This is a genomic window from Motilibacter rhizosphaerae, from assembly GCF_004216915.1.
In the GTDB taxonomy this organism is placed as follows: domain Bacteria; phylum Actinomycetota; class Actinomycetes; order Motilibacterales; family Motilibacteraceae; genus Motilibacter; species Motilibacter rhizosphaerae.
This window is the reverse complement of record NZ_SGXD01000003.1, coordinates 550,199-566,068: the sequence shown is the minus strand read 5'-3', so window position 1 is coordinate 566,068 and position 15,870 is coordinate 550,199. Positions and strand designations below refer to the sequence as shown.

The following is a 15,870-nucleotide window of genomic DNA, read 5'->3' as shown; positions in this document are numbered from 1 at the left end:
CCGCCCTGGTGCAAGTGGTGCAAGCGAGTAATCATCGCTGCATGACACACCAGGAGCACGACGCCATCCGCGGCTGGTTCGCCGGCCGCCTGCCCGACGGCCTGTTCGCAGGCACCCCGGAGGTCACGGTCGACCGCGAGGAGGTCCTCGTCGTCGGACCGCTGGACGAGCCCGCCCTCGCCGAGGGGGCGTCCGACGCCGAGCGCGCCGCCGCGCTGCAGGGCCGGGTCAAGCGCTACCGCGAGGAGACCCGCGAGCAGCGCATGGCGCTGGCCGCCGAGGCCGAGCACCGCTTCGGGCGCAAGGTCGCCTGGGGCGTGCGGGCCGGCGGCGAGACGTGGATGTTCACCAACCTCGCCGTGCCGGTGATGACGCGGCTGCGCCAGCGCGAGCGGGTCGTGCTCGACACGCTCGTCGACGCCGGCGTCGCCCGGTCGCGCGCGGACGCGCTGGCGTGGTGCGTGCGCCTCGTCGGCCAGCACGCCGACGAGTGGCTGGGCGAGCTGCGCCAGGCGCTCGAGGAGGTCGAGCGGGTGCGCGGGCGGGGGCCTGGGCGCGACAGCGCCTGATCCGAGTCCGTCTCGGGGAGCTGAGGGGCCGTCCGGCTCAGGGGGCCGAGCGTCCGCCGGTCGTCGGCAGGCCCACGGCCCGCCAGGCCTTGAACCCGCCCACGAGGTCGGTCGCCCGGTGCACGCCCAGGTCCTGGAGCGACGCCGCCGCCAGGCTCGAGGTGTAGCCCTCCGAGCAGAGCACGACCACCTGCAGGTCGTACGCCGCCACCGGCAGCCGCGCCTCGCTGGCCGGGTCGAGCCGCCACTCGAGCACGTTGCGCTCGATGACGAGGGCGCCCGGGACCTCGCCCTCGAGCGCGCGCTGCGCGGCGGGGCGGATGTCGACGAGCAGCGCGCCCTGCTGCCAGGCGGCGTGCGCCTCGAGCGGGCCGAGCCGGACCAGCCGGGAGCGCGCCTCGGCGAGGACGTCGGCGATCGAGCGGGCGCCGGCGGGCCGGGTCGCGGTGGCAGTGGTCACCAGTCCGCCCCCGCCCGCTCCGTCGCGCCGGCGACCAGGCGGTCGCCGGCCCACGCGTACCGCGTCATCGTGCGCAGCGCGGGGGCGTAGACGTGCATTGTGACGGCAGGGCCGCCGGTCGCGGCGACGTCGTGCACGTGCTTCTGGCCGAACGGCCGCAGCGTGCCCTCGGGGAGGGTCCGGGTGGCGGGCGACGTCGCGCCTGGGCCGCCGAGCCCGGCGAACGTCGTCTCCGCGACGCTGCCCTGGAGGACGAGCATCGCGCCGGAGCTCCCGCCGTGGTCGTGCGGGCCGGTGGACTGACCGGGCAGCCAGGAGAGCAGCCACGCCTCGTACGCGTCGGTCGCGACCAGCCGGACGTACCACCGCTCGGCGGGGTCGTACTGGACGAGGTCGCGCCAGCCGGAGGCGCGGGCGACGGCGCGGGCCGTGACAGCGAGGTCGAGGAGGTCCGCGCGCGCCGGTGACGCGGGCGCGGCGGGGAGCAGGGGCGTGCGGGCGGGTGCCAGCGAGGGCGCGGTCATGGGGGAGTCCTGGGGAGTGCGTCGCGGTGCCGCCCGCCCGGGCAGGGCGCAGCGGCGGGGCTAGGAGGCAGCCGTGCGACGACAGCGCTCGTCGAACGAGTCGGCGCGCTGCGCCGACCAGTCCCGAGTGCTGCGGATCCCGTGCATGGGCAGCAGCGTGCGGTGCGCCCCGCGCTCCCGGCAACCCCCACCCCCGGTGCGTCCAGATGGTGGACACCACGGGGCACCCCTTGACACTGCGTCCGCCCCCCCGCAGCATGGTCGCCATGTCGCGCCAGCCTTCCACCGCCGGTGACCTCCTGGTCACCCGGCGGTTCGTCGACCTCGGTCGACAGGCCAGCGCGAACTGTTGTCGCCGGTGAGAGGTGCGGGCGTGCGCCCGCGACGCGAGATGCCGGTCCCCCGTGCAGTGCTCTGCAGCGGACCGCCCCGTCCTCCCTCCCGGCGCTGACCCCCTGACGGGCCGCCGGTGCTTCCTCCCGGCTCGAAAGGCCTCCTGTGCCCACCGCTGCACCGCGCGACCCGCGCGCCACGTCCACCCCTGCCACGCCGGCCCCGGTGCCGTTCCGCCCGGCGTACCCGGAGATCGAGCTCGCGTTCCACGAGCCGTTCTTCTTCACGGCCCGCCGCCCGGCCGCCTCCGTGCAGGCCCAGGGCGGTGCCCGGTGACCGCCGTCCCCGTCGCCCCGGCCCGGCTGCCCGAGCCCGTTCCCCAGCCCGACCTGCTCCGCGCGACCCTGCGCCGCCAGGCCGTGGGGGTCGTCGTCGTCAGCACGTTCGCGGACGACCGTCCGGTCGGTCTGACGGTCGCGTCGTTCACCAGCGTGTCGCTCGAGCCGGCGCTCGTCTCCTTCTGCATCGCGGAGTCCTCCCCGCTGATCGACACGATCGAGGCCAGCGACACGTTCGTCGTCAACCTGCTCGCCTCCGAGCAGGCCGCGCTCGCGGCCCGCTTCGGCTCGGGCGCAGGGGAGCCCTTCGCCGGCGTGCCGTGGACGAGCTCGCCGGCCGGACCGCGCGTCGACGGCGCGCTGGCCTGGCTGTCGTGCACGACCTCGACGCAGATCCCCGTCGGGGACCACCTGCTCGTCATCGGTGCCGTGACCGGGCTGCGTCCCGGGCGCCCGGGGCGCCCGCTCGTCCACAGCGACGGGCGCTTCGCGACCACCGCACCGCTGGGCGTGCCGCAGCCCGGCCCCGCCGGCCGGCCCGCGCTGCGCCGGGTCTGACCAGCGCGTCCCGCGCTGCGTCCGACCAGCGCGTCCCGCGCTGCGTCCGACCAGCACGTCCCGCGCTGCGGCGGACCAGCGGGGGCCGCCCGGCCCGCGGGATAGGGTGCCCCGACACGGGTGCGACGCCGGCCGCCTGACGGTGGCGCCGCCGTACGGGGAAGGAGCGCGCGTGGGCCTGCGGGACGTCGCCTACGGCGCGTACGCCCGCCGGGTCGCGCGCCGGCTCGACCCCACCGGGGTGCCGAAGCACGTCGGGATCATCCTCGACGGCAACCGGCGCTGGGCGAGGTCCGTGGGCGAGCACCCGCACGCCGGCCACCGCCGCGGCGCCGACAAGATCGCCGAGGTGCTCGGCTGGTGCGAGGACGCCGGCGTCGAGGTCGTCACGCTGTGGCTGCTCTCGACCGACAACCTCACCCGCCCCGCCGCCGAGCTCGGCCCGCTGCTGCGCATCATCGAGGACGTCGTCCGCGAGCTCGCCGCCCACGGGCGCTGGCGCGTCCACCACGTCGGTGCCCTCGAGCTGCTGCCGCGCGACACCGCGGAGCTGCTGGCGGCCGCCGAGCGCGAGAGCGGCAGTGCTCCCGGTCTGCTCGTCAACGTCGCGGTGGGCTACGGCGGGCGCCGCGAGATCGCCGACGCGGTGCGCTCGCTGCTGCAGGAGCACGCCGCGAAGGGGACCTCGATCGAGGAGCTCGCCGAGGCCCTCGACGTCCAGCACATCGCCGAGCACCTGTACACCCGTGGTCAGCCCGACCCCGACCTCGTCATCCGCACCTCGGGGGAGCAACGGCTCTCGGGGTTCCTGCTGTGGCAGACCGCGCACTCGGAGTTCTGGTTCTGCGACGCGCTGTGGCCGGACTTCCGCTACGTCGACTTCCTCCGAGCGCTGCGCGCGTACGCCGCCCGGCAGCGCCGCTTCGGCAGCTGAGACTCCCGCAACCGCAGCGCCTTCATCCGTTCACGTGACATCCAGGCGCGCCTGCCGTGCGCGCCGCCGGCAGGACCGTAGGCTCGCAGTCGACGGCGGGCACGGGCCCGCCGCCTCGGGAGGCCCGCCTTGCCCAGCCGATCGCGCCCCGCTCAGCGGGACCGTCGTGGGGAGAGGGGGCCGGCACCCGGCTCCCGGGTCCGGTCCCGGTCGAGCGCCGTGATGCCGAGCGGGACCACACCGCCGGCTGGCTGAGATCGGGCGGGGTGCGCGCCCGTGGGGAGAGTCCCGTGGTTCCAGCGACTCCTGCGACTCCTGCCGTCCAGAGCCGTCCCGCGGACGGCCGACGCACCTACGTCCTCGACACCAGCGTGCTGCTCAGCGACCCGCGCGCCACGCTGCGCTTCCACGAGCACGAGGTCGTCCTGCCGCTCGTCGTCATCACCGAGCTCGAGGCCAAGCGGGCGCACCCGGAGCTCGGGTGGTTCGCCCGCGAGGCGCTCCGCATGCTCGACGACCTGCGCATCGTCCACGGCCGGCTCGACGAGCCCGTCCCCCTCGGCGAGGACGGCGGCACGCTGCGCGTCGAGCTCAACCACAGCGACCCCTCCGTGCTCCCCGCGGGGTTCCAGCTGGGAGACAACGACACCCGGATCCTGTCGGTCGCCCGCAACCTCGCCGCCGAGGGCCGCGACGTCGTCCTCGTCTCGAAGGACCTGCCGCTGAGGGTCAAGGCCTCGGCGGTCGGCCTCGTCGCCGAGGAGTACACCAGCGGGCAGGTCGTCGAGTCCGGCTGGACCGGCATGACCGAGCTCGAGGTCAGCGCGGACGTGCTCGACGCGCTGTACGCCGACGAGCGGACCGACCTCCCCGCCGCGCGCGACCTGCCCTGCCACACGGGCCTGCGGCTGCTCAGCGACCGCGGCAGCGCGCTGGGCCGGGTCACGGCGGACAAGCAGGTCCGGCTCGTCCGCGGCGACCGCGAGGCGTTCGGGCTGCACGGCCGCAGCGCCGAGCAGCGCATCGCGCTCGACCTGCTGCTCGACCCTGACGTCGGCATCGTCTCGCTCGGCGGCAACGCCGGCACGGGCAAGTCCGCGCTCGCGCTCTGCGCCGGGCTCGAGGCCGTGATGGAGCGCCGCCAGCACAAGCGGGTCGTCATCTTCCGACCGCTGTACGCCGTGGGTGGCCAGGACCTCGGCTACCTCCCGGGCTCGGAGTCCGAGAAGATGACGCCCTGGGCGCAGGCGGTGTTCGACACCCTCGGTGCGCTGGTGTCCTCCGACGTCGTCGACGAGGTGCTCGACCGCGGGATGCTCGAGGTGCTGCCGCTCACGCACATCCGCGGCCGCTCGCTGCACGACTCGTTCGTCATCGTCGACGAGGCGCAGTCGCTCGAGCGCAACGTGCTGCTGACCGTGCTCTCCCGCGTGGGCCAGGGCTCGCGCGTCGTGCTCACCCACGACGTGGCGCAGCGCGACAACCTGCGGGTGGGCCGGCACGACGGCGTCGCCTCCGTGATCGAGGCGCTGAAGGGCCACCCGCTGTTCGCGCACGTGACCCTGACCCGCTCGGAGCGCTCGCCCATCGCCGCGCTGGTCACCGAGATGCTGGGGGACCTCGCCCTGGGCTAGCCCCGCACGTCGCCCGTGATCATGCACATCCTGGGCCCCCTCCGCGGTAATCACGGACACCCGGCGCCCCCTCCGCGGTGATCATGCAGCTCGTGGCTCCCTCTCGCGGTGATCATGCAGATCCTGGCTCCAGGACCTGCATGATCACGCCCAGGGACGGGGTCGGCGCAGTCGGGGTGGGCGGACGCGAGCGCGGCGCCGTGATCGGGAGCGCGCCCCTGCTCCGCGGTGATCATGCACATCCTGGTCATCCAGGAGTGCATGATCACGCGCAGCCCTGGGACCCACCATGTGCATGATCACCGGGAGGGGGCGGTCCAGGACGTGCATGATCACGGGGAGGGGGGTGAGCCCAGGACGTGCATGATCACGGGGTGGGGGGTGAGCCCAGGACGTGCATGATCACGGGGAGGGCCCGGCCAGGGCGGGTCAGCCCTCCGAGGGGTGCGTCATCGACAGCACGTCGAGCGCAGCGTCGAGCTGCTCGACCGTGAGCTTGCCCTGCTCGACGTAGCCGCGGTCGAGCACGACCTGGCGGATCGTCTTGCGCTCGGCCAGCGACTGCTTGGCGACCTTCGCCGCCTCCTCGTAGCCGATCCACCGGTTGAGCGGGGTGACGACGGACGGGGAGGACTCGGCGTACTCCTTGCAGCGCTCCTCGTTTGCCACCAGGCCCTCGACGCAGCGGTCGGCGAACAGCCGGGAGATGTTCGCCAGCAGGCGGATCGACTCGAGCACGTTGCGCGCGAGCACGGGCAGCATGACGTTGAGCTCGAAGTTGCCCGCGGAGCCCGCGAAGGCCACTGTCGCGTCGTTGCCGATGACCTGCGCGCAGACCATGCACAGCGCCTCGGGGATGACCGGGTTGACCTTGCCCGGCATGATCGACGAGCCCGGCTGCAGGTCGGGGAGGAACAGCTCGGTCAGGCCCGTACGCGGGCCGGAGCCCATCCAGCGCACGTCGTTGCTCACCTTGTAGAGCCCGACGGCGATCGTGCGCAGCTGGCCGGAGAGCTCGACCAGCCCGTCGCGTGCGCCCTGCGCCTCGAAGTGGTTGCGGGCCTCGGTGAGCGGCAGACCGGTGGCGGAGGCGACCTCGGCGATGACGCGGGCGGCGAAGCCGGCGGGGGTGTTGATGCCCGTCCCGACCGCGGTCCCGCCGAGCGGGAGCTCCGCGACGCGGGGGAGCGAGGACTGCAGCCGCTCGATGCCGAACCGCACCTGCGCGGCGTAGCCGCCGAACTCCTGCCCCAGCGTGACCGGCGTCGCGTCCATGAGGTGCGTGCGCCCCGACTTGACCGTCGTCGCCCACTGCGCGGCCTTGCGCTCGAGCGCCTCGGCGAGGTGGGTCAGCGCCGGCACGAGGTCGTTGACGACCGCGCTGGTGGCCGCGATGTGGATCGAGGACGGGAACACGTCGTTGGACGACTGCGAGGCGTTGACGTGGTCGTTGGGGTGCACCGGCGAGCCGAGCCGCTCGGTCGCCAGCGTCGCGATGACCTCGTTGGTGTTCATGTTGCTCGACGTGCCGGAGCCGGTCTGGAACACGTCGATCGGGAAGTGCGCGTCCCAGTCGCCACGGGCGACCTCCTCGGCCGCGGACTGCACGGCCTGCGCGACGTCCGGCTGGAGGATGCCGAGCTCGGCGTTGACCTTGGCGGCCGCCGCCTTGATGCGGGCGAGCGCCTCGATGTGGGCCCGCTCGATGGGCTGCCCCGAGACGGGGAAGTTCTCGACCGCGCGCTGCGTCTGCGCCCGCCACTTCGCCGCCGCCGGGACCCGCACCTCACCCATGGAGTCGTGCTCGACCCGGTACTCGCCGTCCGCTTCGATCGTCATGACCGACGATCGTGCCAGATCCGCCGGGGACCGCCCGCGCTGACCAGGGCCGACCGGTGAGGACAGGGCGCTGACCCGGCGCTGACCCGGCGCTGGCCCGGCGCAGGCGTACGGCCCGGGACCTCCGACTGCGCGGCACGAGTGCACTTCGCTGCTCTGCGTGGACGTCCTCTCACCCAGCGCTCATCCTCGGAGCAGGCGGACCGCACCCGGCGGCCGCAGGGGGAGGAACCACATGAGCAAGGTCCTGCGCGGCGCGGCGGCGCTGGCACTGGTGGCGGCCGTCGGCGGGGGGACCGCCGGCCTGCTGGGCGGAGGGTCGGACCACGCCTCGTCCGGCGCCGTCTCGGCGCTGTCCCGCTCCTGGTCGAAGTAGCCCTCGGCCCGGCCCGCCCCGGCGAGCGGAGCAGGCCCAGCGGGCAGGGGGGTCGCGGGGGAGTCCCCCTGCCCGCTGGGGCAGACTCGGCGCCATGCCGTTGAGCGGAGAGTACGAGCCGAGCCCCGAGCAGTGGGTCCGCGACCAGGTCGAGGCCTACGAGCGGACCGGGGGCCAGGAGAAGGGCGACCTGCGCGGGGTGCCCGTCATCGTCGTGACGAGCAGGGGGGCGCGGAGCGGCAAGCTGCGGAAGAACCCGCTCATGCGCGTCGAGCACGCCGGGACGTACGCGGCGGTGGCCTCCAAGGGCGGCGCGCCCGAGCACCCCACGTGGTACTGGAACCTCGTGGGCGAGCCCCTCGTCGAGGTGCAGGACGGCCCGGCGCGCCAGGACTACCGCGCCCGCATCGCCGAGGGCGCCGAGCGCGCCGAGTGGTGGGAGCGCGCGGTGGCGGTCTGGCCGGACTACGCGGCGTACCAGACGAAGACCGACCGGGAGATCCCGGTCTTCCTGCTGGAGCCCGTCGAGGGCTAGGCGGACCGGACTGGGCGGACCGGGCTAGGCGGACTGGGCGCGCAGCCGGGCCTCGACCTCGGCGCGGGTGGGCGGGTTCGCACCCGCCCGCTCGCAGGTCAGCGACCCGACGGTCGCGGCCTGCCGCACGAGGTCGAGCAGGGCGGCCTCGTCGAGCGCGTCGAGCTGGCCGATCCGGGCGATGGTGAGCAGCCCCGCGCGGCGCAGCGCGTCGAGCAGGCCGGCCTCGAAGGCGTCGCCCGCGCCCACGGTGTCGACGACCTCGGTGGGCTGGGCCGGCAGGTCGACGCTGACCGACCGGGTCGCGGCCCACGCGCCGTCGCCGCCGCGGGTGACGACGACGAGGTGGGTGCCCGTACCGCGCAGCCACCGGGCGGCGGCCGCGCGGAAGTCCTGGTCGGGGTAGAGGAACGCGAAGTCCTCCTCCGAGGCCTTGACCACGTGCGACAGCGAGGCGGCCTCCTCGACGCGGCGCACCAGCGCCGGCACGTCGGGCGTCAGCCCGGGGCGGGCGTTCGGGTCGTAGGACACCACCACCTCGCGGCGCGCCTCGCGCATCGCGGCGAGCACGACCGAGGCCCCGGGCTCGATGGTCAGCCCCAGCGAGCCCGTGTGCAGGGCGCTGGTGCCAGGGGGCACGGGCAGCGCCGGCAGGTCCCACTCGAGGTCGAACTCGTACGACGCCACGCCCTCGGGGTCGAGCGTCGCCGTCGCCGTGCTGGTGCGGGGCAGCCCGGCGGGCTCGCCCAGCAGCGTCACGCCCTCGGCCTTCGCGTGGTCGAGCAGCGCCTGGCCGCGCGCGTCGGGGCCGACGCGGGTCGCGAGCGCCACCTCGGCGCCCTGCCGGGCGAGCCCGACGGCCACGTTGAAGGGGCTGCCGCCGAGGTGCTCGCTGGCGCTGCCGTCCGTGCGGCGCACGACGTCGATGAGGGACTCGCCCACGACGGTGATCACGGTGGTCTCCCGGTGCTCGCGGCTCAGCGCGCGTGGTCGAAGTCGATGGAGGAGTAGGCCCGCAGCTTGGAGAGCTGGTGCTCGGACTTGATGCTGCGGATCGTGCCGGACTTCGAGCGCATGACGATGGAGTGCGTGTGCGCGGCGCCGTGCTGGTAGCGCACGCCGCGGACGAGCTCGCCGTCGGTGATGCCCGTCGCCACGAAGAAGACGTTGTCGCCGCCCACGAGGTCGTCGGTGCGCAGGACGCGGTCGAGGTCGTGGCCCGCCGCGAGCGCGCGCTCCCGCTCGGCGTCGTCGCGCGGCCAGAGCCGGCCCTGGATCTCGCCGCCGAGGCACTTCAGCGCGCAGGCCGCGATGATCCCCTCCGGCGTCCCGCCGATGCCGAGCAGCAGGTCGACGCCGGTGCCCTCGCGCGCGGCCATGATCGCGCCGGCGACGTCGCCGTCGGAGATGAACTTGATGCGCGCGCCGGTCGCGCGGACGTCGGCGATGAGCTGCTGGTGGCGCGGCCGGTCGAGGATGACGACGGTGACGTCCTCGGGGCGCCCGCCCTTGGCCTTCGCCACCCACTTGATGTTGGCGCGGATCGGCGCGGTGATGTCGACGACGTCCACGGCCTCGGGACCGACGGCGAGCTTCTCCATGTAGAACACCGCCGAGGGGTCGAACATCGCCCCGCGCTCGGCGACGGCGAGCACGGACACCGCGTTGTCCATGCCCTTGGCGCACAGCGTCGTGCCGTCGATCGGGTCCACCGCGACGTCGCACTCAGGCCCGTCGCCCGAGCCGACGACCTCGCCGTTGAACAGCATGGGGGCGTCGTCCTTCTCGCCCTCGCCGATGACGACGGTGCCCTTCATGCTCACCGTGGTGATGAGCTGGCGCATGGCGTTGACCGCCACCCCGTCGGCGCCGTTCTTGTCGCCGCGGCCCACCCAGCGGCCGGCGGCGAGCGCCGCGGCCTCGGTCACGCGCACCAGCTCCAGGGCGAGGTTGCGGTCGGGGGCCTCGGACCCCACGCGCAGGACGGGCGGGACGTCCGCTCCGACGGCCATCGGTGCTCCTCGCGCTCGGGGGTGCTGGCGCCGTGATCATCCGGCGTACGCGCATCGTAGTTGCCGCCCCCGACAGCGGCGGCCGTCCTCCGGGTGCCGGGGCTCCGGCGGCGTGCGGGACGATGGGCGGGTGAGCACGAGCACGACGGCCGTCGACGCCCCGTGGCGGCGCGGCCCGCGCGTGCGCTCGCTGCTCGGCGTGCTCGCGGTCGTGACCGTCTCGGTGCTCGTCCTCCCGCGCGAGTCGGCGAGCCCCGCGACCTCCGTGCCGTACGCCGGCGCCCTCGCGCGCGCCCGCCACGACGCGCCCTTCGACGTGCTCGCCCCCGTCGGCCTGCCGGCCGGCTGGCGCGTGACGGGCGTCCGCCTCGACCACCACGACGGGCGGTTCCACTGGCACCTCCAGCTGGCCGCGCCCAGCGAGGCGGTGGCCTCGGTGGACCAGTCCGACCGGCCGGTCGGGCCCTTCGTGGGAGAGATGACCGAGCACGGCGGCGGCCAGGGCGTCGTCACCGCCGGGTCGCGGACGTGGGTGCGGACGTACTCGCCGCTGCGCGACCACCGCGCGCTCTGGAGCTCCTCGCTGCAGCTGCTCGGCAGCGGGCCGGACGCCGCGGTCGTCGTCGGCGGGACCGCCAGCTGGTCCGAGCTCGAGCTCGTCGCCGCCGCGCTGCGGGGGCGGTCCGGGGCGCTGGCGGCGGGCTGAGCCGCTAGGCCCGGTCGCCTGGCCCCGGGGTCCCGCGGGTCCCGGTCGCCTCCGTCTGCACGGCCTCGTCGAGCCGGCGCCGCGCGCCCTCGAGCCACTCCTCGCACACCCGGGCGAGCTGCTCCCCGCGCTCCCACAGCGCCAGGGCCTCCTCGAGCGTGCCGCCGCCGGCCTCGAGCCGGCGCACCACCTCGGCCAGCTCGTCGCGCGCCTGCTCGTAGCCGAGCGGCTCGTCTCCCGTCTCGTCAGCCACCGCGCCACTCTAGGGTCCGGCGCCGCTGCAGCCCGAGCCCCTCGACCCAGTCCGCGACCGCGGTGGTGCCCCACGCGGCGCAGGAGCGCAGGGCCGCGGCGCTGAGGCGCGAGGCGCTGTCGTCGTCGCCGACGGCGGCCGCCGCCATGGCGAGGTACGCGTCGACGGGACCGAGCTGCACCCCGCTGCCGGCGCTGACCGTGCCCCCGGACAGGTCCGCCAGCAGCCGGCGCCCGCGCTCGGCCAGGTCGGGCAGGCCGAGCCGCCAGCCGGCCTCGGCCGCGGCGGCCGCCTGGACCGAGGCGATGAAGTCCTCGCGCTCGAGGGGGAGCGGTTCCTCCGCGAGGTGGGCCCGCGCTGCGGGGAGGTCGCCGGCGCGCAGCAGGGCCAGCAGGACGGCGGACTGCAGCGGCGAGCCGGGCGGGACGGCCTCGACCAGGGGACCGGGGTCGACGGGGCCGCCGCTCCAGAAGGACAGCGCGGCCGTCGTGCTGACGAGGACCTCGCCGCGGTAGGGGACGTCGGCGGTGATCACCGTGCGCATGGTGCGCCCGGCGAGCTCGCGGGCGTCGTCGGCGCGTCCGCGCATCGCGAGCCAGCCCGTCCCCAGCGTGCCGAGGACGGCGAGGAGGTACGGCGAGCCCAGCCGCTCGGCGTGGCGGCGGGCGGCCGCGACGTCGCGGTCGTGGTCGGCGACGTACCCGGCCTCGGCGGCGGCGGAGGCCCGCTGCAGCAGCGCGGCGGTCAGCCACGCCTCGTCGCCGACCGCGGGGGCGAGGACGAGCGCCTCGGTGAGCAGGGCGATGCGCTCGAGCGCGTTGCCGGCCCACCAGGTCGCGCCGGCGGCGAGCTGGCAGGCACGGGCGAGGGCGGCCTCGTCACCGTCCCGGCGGGCGAGGCGGAGCCCCTCCGCCGCGAGCGACTCGCGCCGCTGCCGGCCGCCGGGGGCGTAGTGCACTTCCGCGGCCAGCGCCAGGAGCACCCGTGCGCGCAGCGGTCCGTCCTCGGGCGGCAGGCGCTCGAGGGCCTCCTCGAGGGCCGCGACGGTGACCGGGTCGACCTCGCCGTACGGCCGCGGCAGCCACAGCGAGGTCTCGGCCGCCACCAGCGCCGCGCGGGTCAGCGGCTCGGGCCCGGGGAGGAGGCGCGCGGCGTCCAGCGCCGCGTGCAGCGCCGCGCCGAGCCCCCGCAGGTCCCCGGCCCAGCGCAGGGCCTCGGCCTGCGCCATGCGCAGCTCCCAGCGCTCGGCCGGCGTCGAGGCGGGGTCGAGGGCCTGCGCCGCGAGCGCGTCGTCGAGCAGCCGGGCCGCCTCCTCGTACGCGTGCAGCGCCGTGGCGTAGCGGCCCGCCTCGACCGCCGCGCGCCAGGCCCGGCGGGCGTGCCGGGGGCCCGCGTGCAGCCAGTGCCACGCGACCTCGGCCGAGCGCGGCCCGACGACCCGCTCCCCCTCGAGGCCCTCGTGGCCGTCCTGCTCCTCGAGCGCCCGGGCGACGGCGGCGTGGGTCCGCGCCCGGGAGGTCGCCGGCAGCGCGTCGTAGACGGCGTCGCGGACCAGGGCGTGGGAGAAGCGGAACTGCTCCGCGGCCTCCTCCACCACGAGGCCCACCGCGGCGGCGGGGGCGAGGGCACCGAGCACGTCGTCCTCGTCCCGACCGCCCGCGGCGGCGACGAGCGGCACGGCGTACGAGCGCCCGACGACCGCCGCGACCCCGAGCGCCTGCCGCGTGCCCTCCGGCAGCTGGTCGACCCGGCGGCGCACGACCTCCCCCACGCCCTGCGGGACGACGGCGGGGTCGCCGGCGCCCAGCCGCAGCAGCTCCTCGAGGAAGAAGGGGTTGCCGTCGGCGCGGTCGCGCAGCGCGGCTGCCTCCCCGCCAGCGGGCTCGCGGCCCGTCGAGCGGCGGACGAGCTCGGCGGTCTCCTCCTCGGTGAGGCCGGCCAGCTCGACCCGGAGCGCCGACGCGCGGGCCAGCGCCTCGCCGACCTCGGCGAGCGCTCCCGTCGGCTGCGGGCGGGCGCGCCGCGTGACCAGCACGACCAGGCGGGCCGGCTCGGTGGTGTCGAGCAGGTAGCGCAGGAGCCGCAGCGAGGACGCGTCGGCCCAGTGCAGGTCCTCGAGGACGACGAGCAGCGGCAGCCGGGCGGCCGCCGCGCGCAGCAGCCGCGCCACCGCGTCGTACGTCCGGAAGCGGTCGCTCCCGCCACCCTCGGCGGGGGAGCCGAGCCCGGGCAGGACCGCCGCGTCGATGCCGGCGACCTCGGCGAGCCCCTCGAGCTCGACGTGGCCGGCGAGGCCGCGCAGCACGCCCGTCCACGGCCAGAGCGGGGGAGCCCCCTCGTCCTCGGCGCAGCGCCCCAGCAGGACGGTCCAGCCCGCGGCCGTCGCGCGCTCGGCGAACGCCGAGGCCAGACGGCTCTTGCCGATGCCGGGCTCGCCGACCAGCGCGGCGCACCCCTGCCCGGCCGCGAGCAGCCCGTCGAGCGCCCGGAGCTCGCGCTGCCGCCCGATGAGCCCGGTGCGCGCAGGCGGAGCCGGAGCTGGGGTGACCGCCGGGGGCTGCTCCTGGCGGAGCACCGCGGCCTCGAGCTCCACCAGCGCGGGCCCGGGGTCGATGCCCAGCTCGTCGCGGAGCAGGCGACGGACCTCGCGCAGCTCGGCGAGGGCGTCCGCCTGGCGCTGGGAGCGCGCGAGCGCGGCGACGCGGAGCAGCCACAGCCGCTCGCGCAGCGGGTGCTCCTGCAGGGCGGCCGCGAGCCCGGTCACGACGGGGGCGGGCTGGCCGAGCGCGAGGCGCAGGGCGGCGGCGTCCTCGAGCGCGACGAGCCGGAGCTCCTCCAGGCGCACGCGCTCCGAGGCGACCGTGAGCCCGTCCCCCAGCTCGACGTACGCGGCGCCGCGCCACGCCGCTCGTGCCTCCTCGACCTGCTCGAGCAGCTCCGCCGCCCGCGTCCGGGCGGCCGGGTGGACGGGCGCGGGCACGCCGTCCCCGAGCAGGCCGGTGGTCTCCGCGTGCACGGCGAGCACCGTGCGGGCGAACCGGTGCGCGTCCACCGCACCGTCGGGCAGCTGCAGCTGGTAGCCGGCGCCGGAGCGGAGGAGCAGCTCGGGGCGCGCGCGCGAGGCACGGCCGGGTTCGAGCAGCTGGCGCAGGCGGGCGACGTACGCGTGCAGCGACGCGACCGCGTCCCGCGGGGGCCGCCCGGCCCAGACCAGCTCGGCGAGCGCATCCGTGTCGACGGGTCGGCTGCAGTGCAGGGCGAGCGCGGCCAGCAGGGCGCGCTGCTTCGGCGGCCCCGCCTCCAGCTGCGCGGTCCCCCGCCGCACGCGCAGCGGGCCCAGCACGTCGACGGCGGGCACCTCCAGCGCCGGGACGTCCAGCAGCTGCGCGTCGGCGGCAGGCGCGGGAGAGGGGTCCGGCACCGGCACAGCGTACGGAGGACGGAGGGCTCGCGCGGGCGCACTGCGGAACTCCGCCTCGGGCCCGACCGGCCCGGGAGCGGCGCCCGTCGGCCGCGCCTCCCCGCGCGCCAGGACCGGCCCCGCCCGCGGGACTAGGGCCCGGACCGGCCGCGGCGGGCGGGGGGCCGTGCCCCGCTCACGGCGGCGAGCTCGCCCTCGGCGAGCCGGAGCCGCAGCGCCGTGCCGCCGGGCGCGTCGGCGGGGTCGCGCACGACGACGCCGGCGGCGGTCTGCACCACGGCGTACCCGCGCGCGAGGGTGGCGGCGGGCGAGAGCGCCGTGACGCGGGCGCGGGCGTGGCGCACGTCGTCGCCGGCCCGCTCGAGCCGGTGGCGCAGCAGCGTGCGCGCGCGCTCGCGGTCGGCACCGACGCGGGCGGCCTGCTCGTCCAGCAGCCGGTGCGGCGCCGCGAGCACCGGCCGCGACCGCAGGGCGTCCACGCGGGCCTGCTCGCGCGCCACGCGGGCGACGACGGCGCGGCGCGAGCGGTCGCGCAGCGTACGCAGGCCGGCGAGCTCCTCGGCGAGGTCGGGGACGACGCAGCGCGCGGCGTCGGTCGGCGTGGACGCCCGGACGTCAGCGGCGAGGTCCACCAGCGGGGCGTCGACCTCGTGGCCGATGGCACTGACCACGGGGGTGGCGGCCTGCGCGACCGCGCGGACCATGGCCTCGTTGCTGAAGGGGAGCAGGTCCTCGACCGAGCCTCCGCCGCGGGTGAGGACGATGACGTCGACCTCGCGGTCGCGGTCGAGGCGGCGCAGCGCGTCCACGACCTCCGTCACCGCGCTCGGCCCCTGGACCGCGACCTCCTCGATGCGGAACTGCACGGCCGGCCAGCGGCGGCGGGCGTTCTCCACGACGTCGCGCTCGGCCGCGCTCGCGCGTCCGCAGACGAGCCCGACGACGTGGGGGAGGAACGGCAGCGGCTTCTTCCGCTCGCGGTCGAACAGCCCCTCGGCCGCGAGGACGCGCTTGAGCTCCTCGAGCCGCGCGAGCAGCGCGCCGACGCCGACCGGGCGCACGTCGTCGGCGCGCATCGACAGCGAGCCGCGCTCGGGCCAGAAGCTCGGGCGGGCGTGCACGACGACCTGGGTGCCCTCGCGCAGCGGCGGGGCGAGGGCGTCGAGCAGGTCCGCGGGCACAGTGACGCTCAGCGACATGTCGGCGGCGGTGTCGCGCAGGGTGATGAACGCGGTACGGGTGCCGGGCCGCCGCGTGCACTGGGTGACCTGGCCCTCGACCCAGACGGCGCCGAGCCGGCCGATCCACCCCGCCAGCAGGTTGCTCACCGTGCGCACCGGGACCGGGGTCTCCGGGCTCGTCTCGAGTGGCACCCGCC

Annotated in this window: 16 protein-coding genes; 8 read left to right on the top strand and 8 right to left on the bottom strand. The window is 76.5% G+C overall.

What is annotated here, in order from left to right; genetic code table 11:
* Positions 1 to 41 precede the first annotated feature (41 nt).
* Positions 42 to 569: a hypothetical protein gene (locus tag EV189_RS13435; RefSeq protein WP_130493439.1), complete on the top strand. Its 528-nt coding sequence runs from the start codon at positions 42 to 44 to the stop codon at positions 567 to 569.
* 37 nt (positions 570 to 606) lie between these two features.
* On the opposite strand, the gene EV189_RS20730 is transcribed toward EV189_RS13435, so the two are convergent.
* Together EV189_RS20730 and EV189_RS20725 are read right to left on the bottom strand one after the other, a co-directional pair.
* Entirely contained in the window at positions 607 to 1,032 is a 426-nt protein-coding gene (locus tag EV189_RS20730; protein ID WP_407938144.1) for a rhodanese-like domain-containing protein, read from the bottom strand.
* Positions 1,026 to 1,553, bottom strand: a complete 528-nt coding sequence (locus EV189_RS20725) for a cysteine dioxygenase (RefSeq protein WP_130493437.1) — start codon at positions 1,551 to 1,553, stop codon at positions 1,026 to 1,028. The genes EV189_RS20730 and EV189_RS20725 overlap by 7 nt, the downstream gene beginning before the upstream one ends.
* Before the next feature lie 498 nt (positions 1,554 to 2,051).
* Here EV189_RS20725 and EV189_RS20245 point away from each other — a divergent pair, with 498 nt between their 5' ends.
* The 4 genes from EV189_RS20245 to EV189_RS13410 all read left to right on the top strand — a co-directional run bounded on the left by EV189_RS20245 (position 2,052) and on the right by EV189_RS13410 (position 5,350).
* The gene (locus EV189_RS20245) at positions 2,052 to 2,222 is read left to right on the top strand and encodes a hypothetical protein (RefSeq protein ID WP_165400291.1); all 171 of its coding nucleotides are present in this window, start codon (positions 2,052 to 2,054) and stop codon (positions 2,220 to 2,222) included.
* Positions 2,219 to 2,782, top strand: a complete 564-nt coding sequence (locus tag EV189_RS13420) for a flavin reductase family protein (RefSeq protein WP_165400290.1) — start codon at positions 2,219 to 2,221, stop codon at positions 2,780 to 2,782. The genes EV189_RS20245 and EV189_RS13420 overlap by 4 nt, the downstream gene beginning before the upstream one ends.
* 172 nt (positions 2,783 to 2,954) lie before the next feature.
* A complete protein-coding gene (locus EV189_RS13415) occupies positions 2,955 to 3,716 on the top strand; it encodes an isoprenyl transferase (protein ID WP_130493435.1) in 762 nt (253 codons plus the stop codon).
* A 290-nt stretch (positions 3,717 to 4,006) separates the two neighbouring features.
* Entirely contained in the window at positions 4,007 to 5,350 is a 1,344-nt protein-coding gene (locus tag EV189_RS13410; protein ID WP_130493434.1) for a PhoH family protein, read from the top strand.
* A 429-nt stretch (positions 5,351 to 5,779) separates the two neighbouring features.
* On the opposite strand, the gene EV189_RS13405 is transcribed toward EV189_RS13410, so the two are convergent.
* Positions 5,780 to 7,189, bottom strand: a complete 1,410-nt coding sequence (locus EV189_RS13405) for a class II fumarate hydratase (protein ID WP_130493433.1) — start codon at positions 7,187 to 7,189, stop codon at positions 5,780 to 5,782.
* Between the two features lie 235 nt (positions 7,190 to 7,424).
* On the opposite strand from EV189_RS13405, the gene EV189_RS20240 reads away from it, so the two are divergent.
* Positions 7,425 to 7,565, top strand: a complete 141-nt coding sequence (locus tag EV189_RS20240; RefSeq protein WP_165400289.1) for a hypothetical protein — start codon at positions 7,425 to 7,427, stop codon at positions 7,563 to 7,565.
* Positions 7,566 to 7,659: 94 nt separating this feature from the next.
* Positions 7,660 to 8,100: a nitroreductase family deazaflavin-dependent oxidoreductase gene (locus EV189_RS13400; protein ID WP_130493432.1), complete on the top strand. Its 441-nt coding sequence runs from the start codon at positions 7,660 to 7,662 to the stop codon at positions 8,098 to 8,100.
* A 24-nt stretch (positions 8,101 to 8,124) separates the two neighbouring features.
* Here the strand turns inward: EV189_RS13400 and EV189_RS13395 are convergent, their stop codons facing one another.
* Together EV189_RS13395 and glpX are read right to left on the bottom strand one after the other, a co-directional pair.
* Positions 8,125 to 9,054: a carbohydrate kinase family protein gene (locus EV189_RS13395; RefSeq protein ID WP_130493431.1), complete on the bottom strand. Its 930-nt coding sequence runs from the start codon at positions 9,052 to 9,054 to the stop codon at positions 8,125 to 8,127.
* 23 nt (positions 9,055 to 9,077) lie between these two features.
* On the bottom strand, positions 9,078 to 10,112 hold the full coding sequence (gene glpX / locus EV189_RS13390) for a class II fructose-bisphosphatase (protein WP_130493430.1): 1,035 nt from the start codon (positions 10,110 to 10,112) through the stop codon (positions 9,078 to 9,080).
* Positions 10,113 to 10,242: 130 nt separating this feature from the next.
* Between glpX and EV189_RS13385 the strand changes: the two genes are divergently transcribed.
* Entirely contained in the window at positions 10,243 to 10,818 is a 576-nt protein-coding gene (locus tag EV189_RS13385) for a DUF4245 domain-containing protein (protein WP_165400288.1), read from the top strand.
* A 4-nt stretch (positions 10,819 to 10,822) separates the two neighbouring features.
* Here the strand turns inward: EV189_RS13385 and EV189_RS13380 are convergent, their stop codons facing one another.
* The 3 genes from EV189_RS13380 to xseA all read right to left on the bottom strand — a co-directional run bounded on the left by EV189_RS13380 (position 10,823) and on the right by xseA (position 15,865).
* A complete protein-coding gene (locus EV189_RS13380; RefSeq protein WP_130493428.1) occupies positions 10,823 to 11,071 on the bottom strand; it encodes an exodeoxyribonuclease VII small subunit in 249 nt (82 codons plus the stop codon).
* On the bottom strand, positions 11,064 to 14,492 hold the full coding sequence (locus EV189_RS13375; protein WP_130493427.1) for an ATP-binding protein: 3,429 nt from the start codon (positions 14,490 to 14,492) through the stop codon (positions 11,064 to 11,066). Before EV189_RS13375 ends, EV189_RS13380 begins: the two co-directional genes overlap by 8 nt.
* Before the next feature lie 131 nt (positions 14,493 to 14,623).
* A complete protein-coding gene (gene xseA / locus EV189_RS13370) occupies positions 14,624 to 15,865 on the bottom strand; it encodes an exodeoxyribonuclease VII large subunit (protein WP_130493426.1) in 1,242 nt (413 codons plus the stop codon).
* Positions 15,866 to 15,870 lie beyond the last annotated feature (5 nt).

Coding starts and splice junctions, on each gene's coding strand:
- EV189_RS20725 (WP_130493437.1), bottom strand. CDS start 1,553: ATGACCGCGCCCTCGCTGGCACCCGCCCGCACGCCCCTGCTCCCCGCC.
- EV189_RS20240 (WP_165400289.1), top strand. CDS start 7,425: ATGAGCAAGGTCCTGCGCGGCGCGGCGGCGCTGGCACTGGTGGCGGCC.
- EV189_RS13400 (WP_130493432.1), top strand. CDS start 7,660: ATGCCGTTGAGCGGAGAGTACGAGCCGAGCCCCGAGCAGTGGGTCCGC.
- EV189_RS13435 (WP_130493439.1), top strand. CDS start 42: ATGACACACCAGGAGCACGACGCCATCCGCGGCTGGTTCGCCGGCCGC.
- glpX (WP_130493430.1), bottom strand. CDS start 10,112: ATGGCCGTCGGAGCGGACGTCCCGCCCGTCCTGCGCGTGGGGTCCGAG.
- EV189_RS13405 (WP_130493433.1), bottom strand. CDS start 7,189: ATGACGATCGAAGCGGACGGCGAGTACCGGGTCGAGCACGACTCCATG.